The following is a 16741-nucleotide window of genomic DNA, read 5'->3' on the forward strand; positions in this document are numbered from 1 at the left end:
CTCACCGTACACAAGAGTTGCAGAATTCTTCAATTCATGATCGCATGCATTGCGCATGACGTGTAGTGACGGAAGGGCGGAAGCATGACCACACCGCTGCACCAGTTGAAGGCGGAGTTCTTCAAGACCCTCGGTCATCCCGCCCGGATCCGGGTGCTGGAGCTGTTGAGCGAGCGGGAGATGGCGGTTGGTGAGTTGCTGCCCGAGCTTCCGCTGGAGGCCTCGAACTTGTCGCAGCAGTTGGCGGTCCTTCGCCGGGCCGGCCTCGTCGCGACGCGCAAGGACGGCTCGCAGGTCTACTACTCGCTGACCAGTCCGCACGTGGCCGAGCTACTCGCTGTCGCGCGAGTGATCCTGACGTCGGTTCTCTCGGAGCAGGCGGAGCTGCTGGATGGTCTTCGCGCAGACGCGTTGGCGTCGGGTCGATCCCGGGTTCGGCGGGCGGTGCGGTGAGAGCGCTCGCGCGGAAGATCCGCGAGATCGGCAGAGTGGCGGAGCCGGCTCCGGCGCGGTCGGGCGGCGGAGATGCTGTACTGCGTGGATCGGTGCAGGTTCGGCATGTCGATGCCGGGTCGTGCAACGGGTGCGAGGTGGAGATCGGTTCGGCGTTCGGACCGGTGTACGACGCCGAGCGGTACGGCGCCCGGTTGGTCGCTTCGCCGCGGCACGCGGACGTGTTGCTGGTGACGGGACCGGTGACGCGGAACATGGCCGAGCCGCTGCGGAAGGCGTACGACGCGACACCCGCGCCCAAGCGAGTTGTCGCGGTCGGCGACTGCGCTCATGACTGCGGGGTGTTCGCCGGTGGCTACGGGGTGGAGGGTGCGGTTGGTGAGGTGATTCCCGTCGACGTCGTGGTGCGGGGATGCCCGCCGGAGCCGCCGAAGATCATCGAGGCGCTGCGGGACCTGACCGGACGATGACGATTGGTTGGGCGCTGCTCGGCGTGCTGGTAGTCGCCGGGCTGGGTGCGCTGAGCGCTGTTGCCGTCGGTCCGCGTCCGCGGGCCGTTGTTGCGGGTCTGTCGACGGCTGTGACCGGGGCTTTCGGTGTGCTGGTCGGCGTGCTCGCGATCAGTGGCGCGACGTACACGGCGACAGTGCCGCAATTGCTTCCGTTGAGCGAGGCGGTGGTCGCCGTGGACGCGCTCTCTGGTGCGTTCTGTGTGTTGATCGGTGGTGTCGCTGTCATCGCCGGGGTGTACAGCGCCGGCTACACGGATCACGCGGGGGAGACCGGTGCGGGCTCGCGGACGGCGCAGGCCTTGTTGCCGTTGTTCGTGGCGGCGATGATCCTGGTTCCGGTGGCTGGGAACGTGACGACGTTCCTGCTGCTGTGGGAACTGATGGCGCTGACTTCGCTGGCACTGGTGTTCGCCGAGCACCGGCTGCGACCGGCGGTGCGTGACGCAGGTGTCTGGTACGGCGCGATGACGCACGCCGGCCTGGTGGCGATCCTGCTCGGTCTCGTGCTCTTCGCCTCCGAAGCAGGAAGTGAGTCGTTCGATTCGCTTCGGGAAGCTCAGCTGCCGGCCACGACCCGGTCGGTGATCTTCGTGCTGGTATTGGTGGGATTCGGCTCGAAGGCCGGCATCGTGCCGTTGCATGTGTGGTTGCCACGAGCCCATCCGGAGGCACCGAGTCAGGTGTCGGCGTTGATGTCGGCGGCGATGGTGACGCTCGGCCTGTACGGCATCCTGCGGGTGGGCCTCGACCTTCTCGGCGGTGGTCCCCGCTGGTGGTGGCTGCTGGTGCTGATTCTGGGTGGCTTGTCCGCGGTGTACGGCGTACTGCAGGCCAGCGTCGCGGTGGATCTGAAGAGACTCCTGGGCTACTCGACGACGGAGAACATGGGCCTGATCCTGATCGGCGTCGGCGCGGGCGGGATGTTCGCGGCCGACGGGAATCGCACGCTGGCCGGCTTGCTGATCGCGGCTGCGCTGCTGCATGCGCTGAACCATGCCGGTTTCAAGACGTTGCTCTTCCTCGGTGCGGGTGCGGTCGTGCGATCGACCGGCGTACGAGATCTGGACGGGCTTGGTGGGCTGGTGTCGCGGATGCCGGCAACGACCGCTCTGTTCGGCATCGGCGCGCTCGCGGCGGCCGCGCTGCCGCCGGGCAACGGGTTCGTCTCGGAGTGGTTGCTGCTGCAGGGACTGGTCCATGGTCTGCCCGGCGCGGACACCGTCGTCGCGGTCGCGATGCCGCTGGCGGTCGGCGTGATCGCTTTGACCGCGGGACTGGGAGTGGCGACCTTCGTGAAGGCGTTCGGGGTGGGCTTCCTGGCTCGCCCACGGTCGGAGTCGGCGGCGGCCGCGCAGGAGTCTCCGACGATGATGCGTGTGGCGATGATGCTCGCTGCGGTCGCCTGCGCGGCGCTGGCGATCGCACCAGCATCGATCGGGCCGTCGTTGACCAAGGTGCTCGGGACGCTGCCCACCGTTCACGACGGTGCGCCGCTGCGGGGTGGCGTGACGCTGCGTCTGGCAGGTGTCGAGGGGACGATGTCGCCGGTGCTGATCTTGATCGGTCTCGTGCTTGCGGGACTGGTGGTTGTCGTGCTGGTTCGGCGCGGGCTGCCACGGCGTCGGTCGCTGGTGTGGGGCTGTGGCGGAACCCGGCTCGACCCACGGATGGAATACACGGCGACGTCGTTCGCCGAGCCGTTGACCCGGGTCTTCGACGACGTGCTGCGACCGGAGTACGACGTGGACGTCACGCACCATGCCGAGTCGCAGTACCTGATCGAGAGCGTGCAGTACCGGCAACGAGTCGATGATCGACTCGAGGCATCGCTGTACCCACCGATCATGGCCGCAGGGACGAGGGCCGGCGGTGCCCTGAGTCGGGTGCAGAACGGGAGTGTGCACCGGTACCTCGCGCTCGGGCTGGTCGGCTTGATCACCGTTCTCGTCGTCGTAGGGCTGACCACGTGAGCACTGTCGGGGTCCTCGTCCAGCTCGTGCTGCTGATCGCCGTGGCGCCGTACCTGGTCGGCCTGATGCGGCAGGTCCGGGCGCGGCTCGAGGGGCGTGCGGGCGCTGGTGCTGGGCAGCCATGGCGGGATCTGCGCAAGCAGTTCCGCAAGGAACCGATCTCGCAGGCGGGATCGAGTTGGGTATTCACCGCTGCGCCGGCCGTGCTGGTGGCGACGACCGTGGTGATCGCGGCCGTGGCTCCATTCGTCGCCACAGTCTCTCCGTTGGACGGCGTCGCGGATCTCTTTGCCGTGGTGGCTCTGCTGCTACTCGGTACGGTCGCGCTGACCCTGGCCGGGCTCGACACCGGTACGGCGTTCGGTGGGATGGGCGCCAGCCGTGAGATCACGGTGGCGGCTCTGGCCGAGCCGACAATCCTGTTGGCCGGCTTCGCGCTGTCTGCTCGGGTCGGATCGACCAACCTGTCCGCAATCGTGGAACGCGGACAGCAGGAGCCTGCGAGCATGCTGTCGCCGGCGACCTTGCTCGCCGCGGTCGCGCTCGCGGTCGTCGTCGTGGCTGAGGCCGGCCGACTGCCGGTGGACAATCCGTCGACGCACCTGGAGTTGACGATGATTCACGAGGCGATGGTGCTCGAGTACTCCGGCCGTGACCTCGCCCTGGTCGAATTCGCCTCGGCGCTGCGGCTGACGGTGTTGCTGGGGCTGTGGGCGAACCTGTTTCTGCCGTGGGGCGTCGCCACGACCGACTCGCCGGTGGCGTTGCTGATCGGAGTCGCCGCTTTCACGGTGAAGGTCGCAGTGCTGGGGGTGGTCCTGGCGACCGGCGAGGTCTTCATGGCCAAGTTGCGGCTGTTCCGGGTCCCTGAGCTGCTCGCAGGTTCGTTCCTGTTCGGTGTCCTGGCCATCTCGTCCTCCTTCTTTCTGGCGTGATCGTGATGACTCAGTGGCTCTACCTGACCTGCGGCGGCTTGCTCCTGTCGTCGGTGATGGTGCTGTGGCGGCGTGAACTGTCGGCGATCGTGCGTCTTCTGGTCGTGCAGGGGATCCTGCTCGGCGTACTGGCAGGGATCCTCGCTGTCCGGCTGGACAGCTTCGAACTGGTGGTGGTCGGGCTCGGAGTCCTTGCTCTGAAGGCGGTCGTGGCACCGGGGATCCTCCGACGAGTGCTGCGTGACAGCGGTGAGGCGCGCGAGACCGAGCCGTTGATCAACGTGACCGCCTCGATCGTGGCGGCCGCCCTACTGATCTTGCTGGCGTACGCCGCGAGCCGCCCGATCGTGCGGCTCGCGCCTTCCGCGGAGACCCAGGCGGTGCCGGTAGGGCTGGCGATGGTGCTCCTCGGGTTCTTCGTCCTGGTCACCCGACGGCGTGCGCTGTCGCAGATCGTTGGATTCCTGCTGCTCGACAACGGCATCGCGACGACAGCGTTCCTGATCACCGGAGGCGTACCCGGCATCGTCGAACTCGCGGTCTCGCTCGACGTACTGCTCGTCGTTCTCGTGTTGCAGGTCCTGACCTCCCGGCTGCGGGTGACTTTCGGCGGAACCGACATCGATGAGCTCCGGGAGTTGCACGACTGATGGCCGCACGACTCGTCGAGGGGGAGATCCGATGACCGCCGATCTCACCGGTGGTGCGGCCGTACTGCTGGTTGCCGCGCCGATCGTCGCGCCGGCGGCCGCGGCCGGTGCCACGGTTCTGATGGGCTGGCGGCGTTCAACTGCCGTCGCAACGATCTCGGCGGCCGCGGCGATTCTCGTCGTGGGCGCTGGTACGGCGGCTTGGACCGCCGGCGGCGGCGTCGTTGCTGTTGGCAATTGGCTGCGGATCGACGCGCTGTCCAGCCTGATGCTGATCGTCATCGGTGCCGTCGGTGTCATCGCCGCGTGGTCCGGTCTCGGATACGTGGACGAGGAACTCCGTGCGGGGCACACCGACGCGACCGGCGCTCGACGGTACGGCGTACTCGTGCCCCTGTTCCTTGCCGCGATGGTGCTTGCGGTGCTGGCGAACAACCTCGGTCTGCTGTGGGCCGCGGTCGAGGCCACCACGATCGTCACCGCCTTCCTGGTCGGTCACCGTCGCTCCAGAAAAGCGGTCGAGGCGACGTGGAAGTACGTGATCATCTGCTCGGTCGGCATCGCCCTGGCCTACTTGGGGACGGTGCTGGTCAACTACGCCGCCAAGCAGGCAGGGATCGCCGGCCATGGGACCCTCGATTGGACCGAGCTCACTGCGCATGCCGGTGAACTGGACCCCGGCGTCATGCGGCTCGCGTTCGCTCTGCTGGTGCTGGGGTTCGGCACAAAGGCAGGTCTGGTCCCAATGCACAGCTGGTTGCCCGACGCCCACAGCCAGGCACCGGCCCCGGTGTCCGCGTTGATGTCCGGGGTGCTGCTCCCGGTCGCGATCTACGCCTTGGCCAGGTATCGGGTCATCGCGGTCGAGAGCGTCGATCCTGGCTTCGTCCGCGGCCTGTTGCTCGCCGTCGCCCTCCTCTCGTTGCTGCTGGCAACCGGGCTGATCCTGGCCCAGCGGGACTACAAGAGGCTGCTCGCGTACTCGAGCATCGAGCACATGGCACTGGCTGCGATCGGCGTCGCGATCGGTACGCCGCTGGCGATCGCGGCCACGCTGCTCCACATCGTCGGGCACGGTCTCGGCAAGGCGGTGTTGTTCTGCGGCGCGGGGGAGATCCTCGCCCGCGAGGGCAGCACCCGGATCGACCGGGTCCGCGGCCTGTTCCTCCGCACGCCGGTGCTGGCCGGCGTGTTCGCGGCCGGGCTGGCCGCGTTGCTCGGACTTCCGCCGTTCAGCCTGTTCGTCAGCGAGGTGGGCCTGATCCGAGCCGGGATCGGCGCTGGGTTGGACTGGGTGGCGGCCGCCGTACTGGTGCTTCTGCTCGGCGTCTTCGTAGCCGTCGTCGACAAGGCAGCGGGCATCCTGTTCGGGGCCGAGTCCACCGGCACCGCGGGCACTGCGCTCCGACCAGCCACCGCGGCACCACTGGTGGCGGGCCTCCTGATTCTCGGTGTGCTCGGAATCGTTGATTGGCCACTCGGCCCGCTGCTGCACACCGCCGCTCTGATCGTGGGGACGCGATGAGCCCGGACTCGAGAACCTACCCGAACCGCCGCCAGTCGGCCGTCACCGCCGAGACGCTGGCAGATCGCGCGACGACGCTGCTCGACGATGGCTATCGACTCGCTCTCATCGCCGCCCACGACGATCCGGACGCCTTCCGTGTGGTCTACCTCTTCGTCGCCGCGCGGCCGGACCGTCGCGCCGAGCTGGTCCTGACCACGAGCCGATCCACACCCCGCGTCCCCAGCCTGGCAGCACTGTCGTTCCCGGCCGGACGATTCGAACGCGAGATGCACGATCTCTTCGGCATCGAGGTGACGAATCACCCGCTACCACGTCGGCTGGTCCTGCATCAGCACTGGCCGGACGACTGGTACCCGATGCGTCGCGACGCCGGGCCACGGCCGAACTTCGCGGACACCGATGAGCCGTATCCGTTCCTCACTGTCGGCGGGCCCGGTGTGTACGAGATTCCGGTCGGACCGATCCATGCCGGCCTGATCGAACCTGGGCATTTCCGGTTCTCGGTTGTCGGCGAGACCATCCTGAAACTCAAGGCCAGACTGTGGTTCGTCCACAAAGGCATCGAGAAACTTGCCGAAGGCAGAGTCATCGCGGACGCGCTCCCGCTGGCTGAGCGGGTGTCCGGCGATACGACGGTCGGACACACTCTGGCATTCTGCCTCGCGGTCGAAGAGGCACGGGACTGGCCGGTTTCACCGCAGACGCAGGTGTTGCGAGCGATTCTGCTGGAGCTCGAGCGCCTCTACAACCACGTCACCGATATCGGGGCATTGTGCAACGACGTCGGCTACGGCATCGCCAATGCCCATGCCCAGCGGATCCGCGAGCAACTGCTCCGCCTGAACAACCACGTCACCGGTCACCGTCTCCTGCGCGGCGCGGTCACGCCGGGCGCAGCCCATGTCCGCGCACTGCCCGAACCGGGACTACTCAGCGCGATTGCCGCCGACATCCAGCAGGTCGTCGACATCGCCCTCAACAACAGCGTCGTACTGGACCGGATGACCGGGACGGCCGTACTGACGCTCGACCAGGCCCGCGACATCGGCACACTCGGGTACGTCGCCCGCGCCAGCGGCACTGACCACGACGCCCGCCGTGATCATCCGTTCACACCACTGACCACCGGCGTCGGCGCGGCTGTCCACTCGGCCGGTGACGTCATGGCCAGGCTCCTCACACGGATCGAGGAAGTCCACAGCTCGGTTGCCTTGATCAACTACCTGATGGCCACCCGGCCACCTCTGAGCACCGGCACGGCCAAACCCACCTGGCTCGCCGCCGGCCGCACGTCCGGCGTCGGCCTGGTCGAAGGCTGGCGCGGCACCGTCGCTCACCGGATCGAGATCGGCCCCGACAACACCGTGTCCCGGCTCAAGATCGTCGATCCCTCGTTCTTCAACTGGCCGGCGCTCCCAGTCGCACTCACCGACACGATCGTCCCGGACTTTCCCCTCACCAACAAGAGCTTCAACCTCTCGTACGCCGGGAACGACCTGTGATCCGCCGCCGACGAGAGATCCGCCCGATGAAGATCGAAACGGTCCAGCGCTGGGTGGCCTCCGTCATCCTGATCCATGTCGGGACCGTCCCCGCGGTCTCGCTCGCCGTCTACAGCATCGGCCTCGCCCGCACGGACCACGGGCGAGGTGTCGGCCTGTGGATCATGTCCGGTGTCATCGGCCTGCTCACCGTCGCCGGCGTACGCCTCATCTTCCAGCGCTCACCCATCTCACTCTGGCTCCTCCTCGGCCTCCTCCCCACCGCCGTCACCGGCTTCGCCATCTTCTGACCGGTTCGCCCGGCAGCTGCAGCGCCTCGCGGACTGAGCCTCTGAGCGTGGCCGCCCTGCCAGTTGGGGTGAGGGGTGCAGGGCGGCCGCGGCTTCACTGTGACCGGCGCCCGCTTCTGCAGGTCCCGACCGGCTCGCGTAGGTCCTCGAGTAGTTCGATCTGATCGTTGATGAGCTCGGTCAGTATCCGCCGCGCAACGCCAAGGAGATCGGCCACATACGGCGTGGCCGTCGAGTAGATCACGGCCGCACCCTCCTTGCGTGCCGTGACCAGACCGGCTCGACGGAGTACAGCCAGGTGCTGGGAGAGGTTGGCCGCCTCGATGCCGATATCGGGCAACATCTCGGCCACCGAATGGTCCCGCTGGCTGAGTAGCTCCAACACCCGGATTCGCGCGGGGTGGCCGAGTGTCTTGAAGAACTCCGCCTTGACTTCGTAGAGAGGCCGACGCATGGGAGGAGCCTCCTGTCCGATTCCCTCATGATTGCAGACTTGCTAATCTTAGCAAGTCCGAAACGAGGTGGGAGTGATGCCGGAGCCCATCGTTGCCACGGTCATGAGCCGGTCCCCGGTCGTCGTGACCCGAGACCTGTCGTTCAAGCAGGTCGCGTGCGCTTTGCTCGCCTCCGACGCGGGCGTCGTACCTGTGGTCCACGGCCGGGTGCCGCTCGGCGTGATCACCGAGAACGACGTACTGCTGAACCTCGAGTTTCACGGTGGCGTCGATCCGGCCCCGCTGATTCTCGGGGGCGCGGGCCGCCGTCGGCGGCGAAAGGCCTGTGCCGAGACGGCCGCTGAGCTGATGAGTTCGCCGGCGCCGACCATTGCCTGCTCGGCGGGTCTGAGCGAGGCCGTCCGTCGGCTCACCGCCCCAGGCTTTCCGGCGCTGTGTGTGATCGACGAGATCGGGCAGCTCGCCGGCTTGCTGGCGCGGCGCGACCTGCTCGCGATCTACCGGCGCTCCGACGATGAGCTCGCCGCCGACATACAGGCGGCGGTGGAGCACGATCGGTCACGGCCTGCGCGTTCGCCGGCTGACCTGGCTGTTCACGTTGACGACGGGGCCGTCACGCTCGAGGGGGCGCTGACGTACCGAAGCCAGATGGAACACGCCGTCTTCGCGGCCTCCCGAGTCGCCGGCGTCATCACTGTCCACAACAACCTGACCTATGACATCGACGACATGTTCGTCACCGGGTTCTGAATGTCGGTGACACCGTGGCAGATGCGGACGGCGTGAGGGGCATGGATCACAGGGATTCGCCGCCTGGGGACACGGATCCCGGAGTCGCGCCGCAAGCCGGCGATGACATTGTCGTCCGGTTCGCGCAGTTGGCGCTCGAACTACACGGATCCGAGAGCATCAACGAGACGGTTGAGACAGTGGTGCAGTTCGCGCTGCAAGCGGTGCGCTGTTCTCATGCGGGCGTCGCGTTGGTCGGTGAGCAAGGGCAGCCGGAGGTATCGGCCGTCACCAGCCCGATTGTTGCGGAGGACTTCCGCGCTCAAACGACCGCAGCCGACGGGCCGCTGGTGGAGTCGATGCGCAGTCATACGACAGTGCTGGTGGCCGACACTGCGACCGAGCAACGGTGGCCGGCCTGGGCCGCGAAGGCCCGCGCCGCTGGGGTGCGGAGTGTGCTGGACGTGCCGCTGAGCACGACTGCGGAGACGGTCGGGGTGCTCGGTTTGTACAGTCTGAAGCCAAACGCATTCGGGCCTGACGACGAGGCAATCGCTCATATGCTGGCCATGTATGCGTCGGTGGCCGTCGCGACCGCCCGTAACGAGCGTAATCTCACTCGGGCAGTCGATGCCCGGACGCTGGTCGGCCAGGCGACCGGCATTCTGATGGAGCGGTACAGCATGGACGAAGAGCGGGCGTTCGCCGTACTGAAGCGCTACTCCCAACACACCAACACCAAGCTCCGCGACGTCGCCCAACAACTGATCGACACCCGGCACCTACCAGAGTGAGTTGACGCCAAACCGAGGCGCCGTCACGGGCATCAGGTCTGGGTCATCCTCACGCTTCGCCGAGGAGGATCGCCGTGCCGCCAGCCATGTGATGATGACCGCGTGAACGACCCGGCAGGACCCGCTGTCCAGGTTGCCTTCTGGTTTGCAGGGTGAGGACGGTTGCGGCGCCGTACGCCTCGATGGTCTCCGGGCTTAGGTCGGCGGCGGCTTCGGCGGTTCCAGGTAGCGGGCGGGTCGGGATTCCGGGCAGCAGGCCCGGCGGCTGGGTGCTCACCTCGACGACAGGACCACCTGTGCCGCGCGATGCTCCGATGGTGCGATCACTGCGCAGTCCTCACGAACTGAAGGACGACTTCGAAGCCGAGGCGGCCTCGCTTGTACGTCGCTGCCGTGCGGCTGACGGAGTTCCGCCGACGCCGACGCGGAGGACCTCCTCCAGGAAACGTACCTGCGAAACCACCGTGATGTCGCGGCTTACCGCGGCCGACAGGCCCTGAAGGAACGGCTGCGGCCACCCGTGTGTGGAGAGGACGACTGATGATGATCAGCGACACCCGGACCGCGGCCGCCGGCGCGCATGGCTCGATGCCGGCCCAGAGGGTGCTGCTGGTGGACGACGATCCGCGGATCAGGCGATGTCTGCGGCTCGCCCTGGAGGACGAGGGATACCAGGTTCTCGAAGCCACCAATGGGGCAGAGGCGCTGGCGGCGCTGCGTCGCGAGCCGCCGGACGTCGTCCTGCTCGAACTGATGCTTCCGGACCGGCACGGGTTCGGTGTCTGCCGGGAGATCCGCCGAAACAGCGACATCCCAGTGATCATGGTGACGGCCCGGACCGACAGCCACGACGTGGTCGCCGGCCTGGAGTCGGGTGCGGACGACTACGTCACGAAACCCCTGGTGGCCAAGGAGCTGTCGGCCCGGATCCGCGCGGTGATGCGCCGGATCGAGTCCGCCTCGCCGCCGCCGTCGCCGTCGCGGCAGTTCACTGTCGGCGATCTGCTGATCGATGTCGCCTGCCTGGAGGCCACGCGGGACGGTTTGCCGTTGCCGCTGACCAGGACCGAGTTCAAGCTGCTGGCCGAGTTGGCCGGTGCGGAAGGCGCGATCTGCAGCCGGGAACACCTGCTCTCCAAGGTCTGGGGATACGGCTACTTCGGCGACAGCCGGATCGTCGACGTACACGTCCGCCGGCTCCGGCTGAAGGTCGAGCGCGACCCCGCGAACCCTCAGCACGTGGTCACCGCCCGCGGTCTGGGCTACCGGCTGAAGGCCGCGTCCGTGCCGCTGGCAGTCGGAGAGCGGCCCCACTAGACCGGCGGACCCGGCGTCTCGAGTACTCAACCCATACCTCGGCGCCGGGTCTGCCGCTCCACCGTCCGCGTCGGACGACGAGATTCAGAGAGGACTCGAGATGAGGCGTCGCACCAACTGGCTGAAGGCCTACAGGCTCGGGTGGAGTGGCTTGTGTGGCTTGGTCGGCGTACTGGGCCTGGTGGCAGGACTGTTCTTCGTGCCGACCGATCTGGTGTTCCCGCTGTTCTTCGTCGCGGCCCTGATCGGATCGGCCGTGGCGGCCAATGCCTGGTCGAAGACGGAGGACGCCAGTGTCCCCGCCAGAGCGTGGAAAGCAGCTGTCGTCGCCGGCACAGTGATCGCGGCCATCGTCGCGTGCGCGGGCTATGTCGTCCTCCTAGGTCCTGCGGGTCCATCTTTGGTGGTGGTTCTCGGGATCACATCACCGCCCGCGCTGCGCTGGTTCGGCCGCCGGCTGGGGCACGTCCCCGGCAGGCTCTACAACGGTGCGCTCACTACAGCCGAGCTGTGCAGACGATGGCAGGACAGCTACGACGCCCTGCGGGCCGCGACCACGGCGGCCGCACGCCTGCGCATTGTCGAAGCCAGGCAGCACTATCTGGACGAACTCGAACGTCGCGACCCCCGCGGGCTCAACGCCTGGCTGGGCGGGAACGCCAGCGCCGCCGGCGATCCCAGCCGGTTCCTGGCCGGCGGCGACGGCAGAGACTCCCGCTAGCCGATACCTGGTCTGGACGCCCGAAGCGCCCCGAGGCGCACCGAGCCGGCGGCGACACCGTGGAGGGGATGACGGAAGCACCCCGGGAGGGGTCGGAAGGGATTGATCGTGGCAAGCCGATCGAGGTTGTGGGCCAAGGCGTTCAGACCGGCTCGAACGCTACGGCGCTGGACCGCCAACGTGCGCCGGCCGGCGGTTGTATCGACGCTGCTCCTGTCCTTGACCGGGTACGGAATCGGTCCGCACGTGCAGCCCGAGTGCGATCCGCCGACCGTGGCCTCATCGGCCGCGCGGGCGGCGAAGACGCTGGCCGACGCGTCACCCGGTGACCAGGCCCGGATGGACGCGACGCTGGGTGCGGCCGGTCCCGCGGCGCGGCCGTATCTCCTTCAGGCACTGGCGGCCGGGCACAGCGCCGACGACATCGTCACGTTCGCGCGGCTGATTCGAGGCAAGAAACCCGAATGGCTGCGCAGACACCTCAGCCTGATCGATCCGGACGGACCGGGGTGGGTGGCGTACCGCTTCTCTCCGGTGCAACAGACCGACAACACGAGCTGCGGGTCGATGACGATCCTGATGGCGCGGGCGATGACAGATCCGCTGTACGCGCTGTACCTCACGACCGGCGACAGCACCGACCGGTCCGATGCGAGCGCGGAGCAGTTCCAGGCGAGGCTGACGGCCGAGGAACATCGCATCCATGATGCGACCAACCGCTTCTGGCCGCAGCGGCTGGGCTCGACACCGGCCGGAGTGAGTACCGAGCTGAACCGGCACGCCGACGCGCTGGGAACCCGGTACAAGTCGCGATTGGTCACCGGGACCGGTGGCAAGCCGGCGCTGGGGGCTGCGGTCGAAGCTGCCGACAGTGGTCAGCCGGTACCGGTGCTGATCGGTGACTGGATCCCACGGCACTACATCCTGCTGATCGGCCGCGAAGGTTCCGACCTGCTCTTCTACGAACCCGGCTACGCGACGGTGGATCGGATCAGCGCGCAGAACTTCCTCGACGGCAAGATCGACGTGATCGGCTTCCACCACGTCTACGCGGTGATCACACCCACCCGCTAGCAGGTACGCCGGTTTGAGGTGAACGGGCAACCGTGATGGCCGCTGGCCACGGCGACACCTGGCCCGCGCGAGGGCATCGTAGCGACGTAGACGATGGCCGCGTGACAAGACGCCCATCGGTGTGGGGCCGACCCGGAAGGCATGTGAGAGGGAGTACACAATGGCAAAGCTGGCATTCATCGGTCTCGGACTGATGGGCACACCCATGGCCACTCGGCTGCTCGAGGCCGGTCACGACGTGACGGTCTGGAACAGGACCGCTGAGAAGACCAAACCGCTGACCGATCGCGGCGCTGCTGCCGCATCCACGCCGATGGAGGCGAGCGCGGGTGTCGATGCCGCGATCACCATGGTGTCCAACGCGGAAGCGCTCGAGCAGGTGGTGTTCGGCGAGGACGGCGTTGCTGCTGCGCTGGCACCGGGGCAGTTGCTCATTGACATGTCGACCGTGGGTCCGAACGCGGTGCGATCGGTCGCATCCCGCCTTCCAGATGGCGTCGCCATGGTTGACGCACCGGTGCGGGGCAGCGTTCCCCAGGCCACTACCGGCCGGCTGGCCATCTACGTCGGCGCGGATCCGGCCGACTTCCACCGCGTGGAGACGATCCTCACGCCACTCGGCACGCTGCACCACGTCGGCGGGCTCGGAGCGGGTGCGGCCACCAAGGTCGTCGTGAACTCCACGCTCGGCGCCGCTATCGCCGCCTTCGGCGAAGCCCTTGCCCTCGGCGACGACTTCGGCCTGGATCGTTCCGTCCTACTCGACGTACTGAGTGACACTCCGATCGGGGGCACCGTCGAGGCCAAACGCGCCAATGTTGAATCCGGCAACTATCCTGCCAACTTCAAGCTCAGCCTGGCCCTCAAGGATCTCAACCTGGTCACTGAGATCGCCGACCAGTTCGGCCGGCGGCTGGAGGTGGCAGTGGCGTCACGTGACTGGCTCGAGGAGGCCGCCGTGGCCGGCGCGGGCGACCTCGACTATTCGGCGGTGATCCCCACGATCACCTCGGACGGGAGACGTCGTCCGGAGTGACCATGGGGCTCATACTCGCCATCAGCGCCCGACGGCGCGTTCCCCGCGGAGGCGGCGATTCCCCGACGTTCAGCCGGCGTTGCCGGTCACGGAGGCGACCTCTGCCGGGGTCAGCTTGATCGACGTGGCCGCGATGTTGTCCTCCAGGTGCGACACAGATCCGGTGCCCGGGATCGGCAGGATGGCCGGCGACCGGGCCAGCAGCCACGCCAGCACGATCTGCCGGGGCTGAGCGTGGTAGCGCTGGGCAAGTTCCTGCACTGCCTGGTTGTCGTCGAGGTCCTGGATGGGCGCCCACGGGAGGAACGCGAGGTGCTCCTGCTCGGAGAGGTCGGCCAGTGATTCCGAATGGCGGTCGTCGACGTTGTAGCGGTTCTGGATCGAGGCGATCGGGGTCAGTTGCTGTGCGCGCCGCAGTTGGTCCTCGGTGACGTTGGACAGCCCGATGTGCCGGATCTTGCCCTGTTCCTTGAGCGTGACGAGAGCGCCGATCGAGTCCTCGAGCGGCACGTCCGGGTCGGGCCGGTGGAACTGGTAGAGCGGAATCTGTTCGACCTTGAGCCGGCGCAGACTTCCCTCGCAGGCCTCGATGAGGTGTTCCGGGCGGCCGTCGGCCAACCACTGCCCGGGGCCGGGGCGCACGAGGCCGCCCTTGGTCGCGATCACCAGGTCGTCCGGGTACGGGGAGAGGGCTTCGCCGATAAGCTCCTCGCTGACGTGAGGTCCGTAGGAGTCGGCGGTGTCGATGAAGTTGACGCCGAGCTCGACCGCTCGGCGCAGTACCGCCTTCGCCTCGTCGCGGTCGGCGGGAGGCCCCCAGATCCCGGCGCCGGTGATCCGCATGGCGCCGAAGCCGAGACGGTTGACGGTCAGGTCACCGCCGATGTCGATGGTGCCGGCCGCTCCGGCGTTTCCGGGATTGGACTCTGACATGGATCATTACTCCTTGATCTGCGGCCTCTGGCTGAGGCACTGCTGGTTTGGGTTGTGGATCCCTTCAATGGGTCCGGCGCCGCGGTCAGGTCGCCGGTGCCGGACGAGGTCGACGGCGGCGATCAGCAAGGCCACGAGCATCAGCGCGGAGGCGCTCAGCAGCGCATCGGAGACCGCCGGTGGGTAGTCATGGCCGGAGCTCATCAGGACGTGGTAGAAGATCGTCGCCAGTACGGCGGTACCGATCGCCGAACCGATCCGCTGAGCGGTCTGCAGGGCACCACCCGCCGCGCCGGCCATCCGTACCGGGACGTGCTGCAAGGACAGCGTGATGTTGGGTGACGTGACCATGCCGCCGCCCACTCCGGCGACCAGCAAGGGCCCGGCGGTCGCCCACGCCGCGGTGTCGGCACCGAGGTGGCGCAGCAGAAAGGCGGTAGTCACCAGTCCGGCAATCGTCGCGGTCAGGCCGGCCACGGTCAGCACCCGACCGAACCTCGAGACCAGGCGCCCCGCGACAGCCGCGGACACCGCGGCCCCGATCGCGAACGGTGTCACCGCCAGGCCGGAGCGCAGCGGCGAGTAGCCGTATCCGTCCTGGTAGAACAGTGCGAGCACCAGCCAGATGCCGGTGAAGCCGATGAAGTAGACCATGCCGATGATCGAGCCGGCCGGAAAGCCGGAGGTGTGTGCCAGCCGTGGGTCGAGTACCGGCTCGCGCTCCCGACGTACGGTACGCAGCTCCCACCTGGCGAAGACGGTGAGCAGCAGCGCGGCGACCACGAGCAGCCACCAGTCGTGCCCCAGACCGTTGCTCTCGGCATCCACCGCGGGGAGCAGCAGGCAGAGCACGCCGGCGCCTAGCAGCAGCGACCCGGTCAGGTCCAGGTGGGGCCTGCCGCGGCCGGCTCCCGAACGGGCCGGAACCCAGCGCGCGGCGAGCAGCAGGGCGACCACACCGATGGGCACGTTGACGTAGAACACCCAGCGCCAGGCATCCGGTCCGGAGATCAGCGTGATGATCAGACCGCCGGCGATGGGACCTGTCGCGGTGGCCACTCCGATCGTGGCGCCGAGGATGCCGAATGCCCTGCCTCGTTCGGCTCCCTGGAAGAGTTCCTGGATCAAGCCGGCGTTCTGCGGTACGAGCATGCCACCGGCGACGCCTTGCAGCAGCCGTGCTGCGATCAGCAGACCGATGCTGGGCGCCGCGCCCGTGAGAGCGCTGGTCAGCACGAACGCGGTCAGGGCGATCAGGAACATCCGGCGCCGGCCCAGCGCGTCACCGAGCCGGCCGGCCGGTACGAGCGCCAGCCCGAAGCTGAGCGCGTATCCGGATACCACCCACTGAGCGGTTCCGGCCGACACGGCGAGCACTCGCTCGATGGACGGCAGCGCCACGTTGACGATGCTGACGTCGAGTAGCGCCATGAACGCGGCGAGCTGGCTCACCGCCAAGGTCCGCCAGCGCAGCGGATGGCCGGTCGCGGGCGGCGCTGCCGTCGCGTCCGCGGCGCTCATCCGGTCGCCTGCCGATAGGGGATGCCGTACGGTGCGAACACCTCGTGCAGCAGGCGGCCGCTCTCCACGTCGTACCGCACCGTGTAGACGGCGGCCTGGCGGAGTTGCTGAATGGTCAGCGCAACGCCCGCCGTGTGCGCGACGTGCTGCTCGACCGACCGGTGTATCGCGATGGCGGACGGCATCACGGATCCCTGGCGCTGGGACTGCCAGATCCTCAGCCACACCGGCCGGGTCGTCGCCTCAGCCATCATCGCGGACCACGCCAGGTGAGGTACGGCGCCATCCCGGTTGGAGGTTTCACGACCACCAGCATCGGCC

18 protein-coding genes are annotated in these 16741 nt (G+C 67.9%); 14 read left to right on the top strand and 4 right to left on the bottom strand.

Going from position 1 to position 16741, the window contains the following annotated elements:
* The first annotated feature begins 84 nt into the window (after positions 1 to 84).
* Genes ACGFH6_RS07955 through ACGFH6_RS07990 form a run of 8 tightly spaced genes read left to right on the top strand, consistent with a single transcriptional unit; the run spans position 85 to position 7840 of the window.
* A complete protein-coding gene (locus tag ACGFH6_RS07955; protein WP_393381531.1) occupies positions 85 to 453 on the top strand; it encodes an ArsR/SmtB family transcription factor in 369 nt (122 codons plus the stop codon).
* Entirely contained in the window at positions 450 to 923 is a 474-nt protein-coding gene (locus ACGFH6_RS07960; RefSeq protein ID WP_393381533.1) for an NADH-quinone oxidoreductase subunit B family protein, read from the top strand. The genes ACGFH6_RS07955 and ACGFH6_RS07960 overlap by 4 nt, the downstream gene beginning before the upstream one ends.
* Positions 920 to 2935, top strand: coding sequence for a proton-conducting transporter membrane subunit (locus ACGFH6_RS07965; protein WP_393381534.1), 2016 nt, complete (start codon positions 920 to 922; stop codon positions 2933 to 2935). The genes ACGFH6_RS07960 and ACGFH6_RS07965 overlap by 4 nt, the downstream gene beginning before the upstream one ends.
* Positions 2932 to 3870: a respiratory chain complex I subunit 1 family protein gene (locus ACGFH6_RS07970; protein WP_393381535.1), complete on the top strand. Its 939-nt coding sequence runs from the start codon at positions 2932 to 2934 to the stop codon at positions 3868 to 3870. Before ACGFH6_RS07965 ends, ACGFH6_RS07970 begins: the two co-directional genes overlap by 4 nt.
* Positions 3871 to 3875: 5 nt before the next feature.
* The gene (locus tag ACGFH6_RS07975; protein ID WP_393381537.1) at positions 3876 to 4520 is read left to right on the top strand and encodes a hypothetical protein; all 645 of its coding nucleotides are present in this window, start codon (positions 3876 to 3878) and stop codon (positions 4518 to 4520) included.
* A 31-nt stretch (positions 4521 to 4551) separates the two neighbouring features.
* Entirely contained in the window at positions 4552 to 6045 is a 1494-nt protein-coding gene (locus tag ACGFH6_RS07980) for a proton-conducting transporter membrane subunit (protein ID WP_393381538.1), read from the top strand.
* Positions 6042 to 7550, top strand: a complete 1509-nt coding sequence (locus tag ACGFH6_RS07985; RefSeq protein WP_393381540.1) for an NADH-quinone oxidoreductase subunit C — start codon at positions 6042 to 6044, stop codon at positions 7548 to 7550. Before ACGFH6_RS07980 ends, ACGFH6_RS07985 begins: the two co-directional genes overlap by 4 nt.
* A 26-nt stretch (positions 7551 to 7576) precedes the next feature.
* Positions 7577 to 7840: a hypothetical protein gene (locus ACGFH6_RS07990; RefSeq protein WP_393381542.1), complete on the top strand. Its 264-nt coding sequence runs from the start codon at positions 7577 to 7579 to the stop codon at positions 7838 to 7840.
* A gap of 94 nt (positions 7841 to 7934) precedes the next feature.
* Here ACGFH6_RS07990 and ACGFH6_RS07995 read toward each other — a convergent pair whose 3' ends face one another.
* The gene (locus tag ACGFH6_RS07995) at positions 7935 to 8294 is read right to left on the bottom strand and encodes an ArsR/SmtB family transcription factor (protein ID WP_393381544.1); all 360 of its coding nucleotides are present in this window, start codon (positions 8292 to 8294) and stop codon (positions 7935 to 7937) included.
* 76 nt (positions 8295 to 8370) lie between these two features.
* Between ACGFH6_RS07995 and ACGFH6_RS08000 the strand changes: the two genes are divergently transcribed.
* The 6 genes from ACGFH6_RS08000 (at position 8371) to ACGFH6_RS08025 (ending at position 13966) form a co-directional block, all read left to right on the top strand.
* Entirely contained in the window at positions 8371 to 9045 is a 675-nt protein-coding gene (locus tag ACGFH6_RS08000; protein WP_393381545.1) for a CBS domain-containing protein, read from the top strand.
* Positions 9046 to 9059: 14 nt separating this feature from the next.
* On the top strand, positions 9060 to 9818 hold the full coding sequence (locus ACGFH6_RS08005; RefSeq protein WP_393381547.1) for a GAF and ANTAR domain-containing protein: 759 nt from the start codon (positions 9060 to 9062) through the stop codon (positions 9816 to 9818).
* A 588-nt stretch (positions 9819 to 10406) separates the two neighbouring features.
* Positions 10407 to 11135, top strand: coding sequence for a response regulator (locus ACGFH6_RS08010; protein ID WP_393383010.1), 729 nt, complete (start codon positions 10407 to 10409; stop codon positions 11133 to 11135).
* Between the two features lie 100 nt (positions 11136 to 11235).
* Positions 11236 to 11856 (top strand): hypothetical protein, encoded by a 621-nt coding sequence (locus tag ACGFH6_RS08015; RefSeq protein ID WP_393381549.1) that lies wholly within the window; start codon positions 11236 to 11238, stop codon positions 11854 to 11856.
* A gap of 108 nt (positions 11857 to 11964) precedes the next feature.
* Positions 11965 to 12930, top strand: coding sequence for a hypothetical protein (locus tag ACGFH6_RS08020; protein ID WP_393381551.1), 966 nt, complete (start codon positions 11965 to 11967; stop codon positions 12928 to 12930).
* Between the two features lie 160 nt (positions 12931 to 13090).
* Positions 13091 to 13966 carry an NAD(P)-dependent oxidoreductase gene (locus tag ACGFH6_RS08025; protein ID WP_393381552.1) on the top strand — a complete coding sequence of 292 codons (876 nt, stop codon included), beginning with the start codon at positions 13091 to 13093 and terminating at the stop codon, positions 13964 to 13966.
* 69 nt (positions 13967 to 14035) lie between these two features.
* Here the strand turns inward: ACGFH6_RS08025 and ACGFH6_RS08030 are convergent, their stop codons facing one another.
* Genes ACGFH6_RS08030 through ACGFH6_RS08040 form a run of 3 tightly spaced genes read right to left on the bottom strand, consistent with a single transcriptional unit; the run spans position 14036 to position 16605 of the window.
* Positions 14036 to 14899: an aldo/keto reductase gene (locus tag ACGFH6_RS08030; RefSeq protein ID WP_393381554.1), complete on the bottom strand. Its 864-nt coding sequence runs from the start codon at positions 14897 to 14899 to the stop codon at positions 14036 to 14038.
* 6 nt (positions 14900 to 14905) lie between these two features.
* A complete protein-coding gene (locus tag ACGFH6_RS08035; protein WP_393381556.1) occupies positions 14906 to 16420 on the bottom strand; it encodes an MFS transporter in 1515 nt (504 codons plus the stop codon).
* Positions 16417 to 16605 (bottom strand): hypothetical protein, encoded by a 189-nt coding sequence (locus ACGFH6_RS08040; RefSeq protein WP_393381558.1) that lies wholly within the window; start codon positions 16603 to 16605, stop codon positions 16417 to 16419. Before ACGFH6_RS08040 ends, ACGFH6_RS08035 begins: the two co-directional genes overlap by 4 nt.
* Positions 16606 to 16741: the final 136 nt, after the last annotated feature.

The organism is Kribbella sp. NPDC049227 (assembly GCF_043197265.1).
Classification (GTDB): domain Bacteria; phylum Actinomycetota; class Actinomycetes; order Propionibacteriales; family Kribbellaceae; genus Kribbella.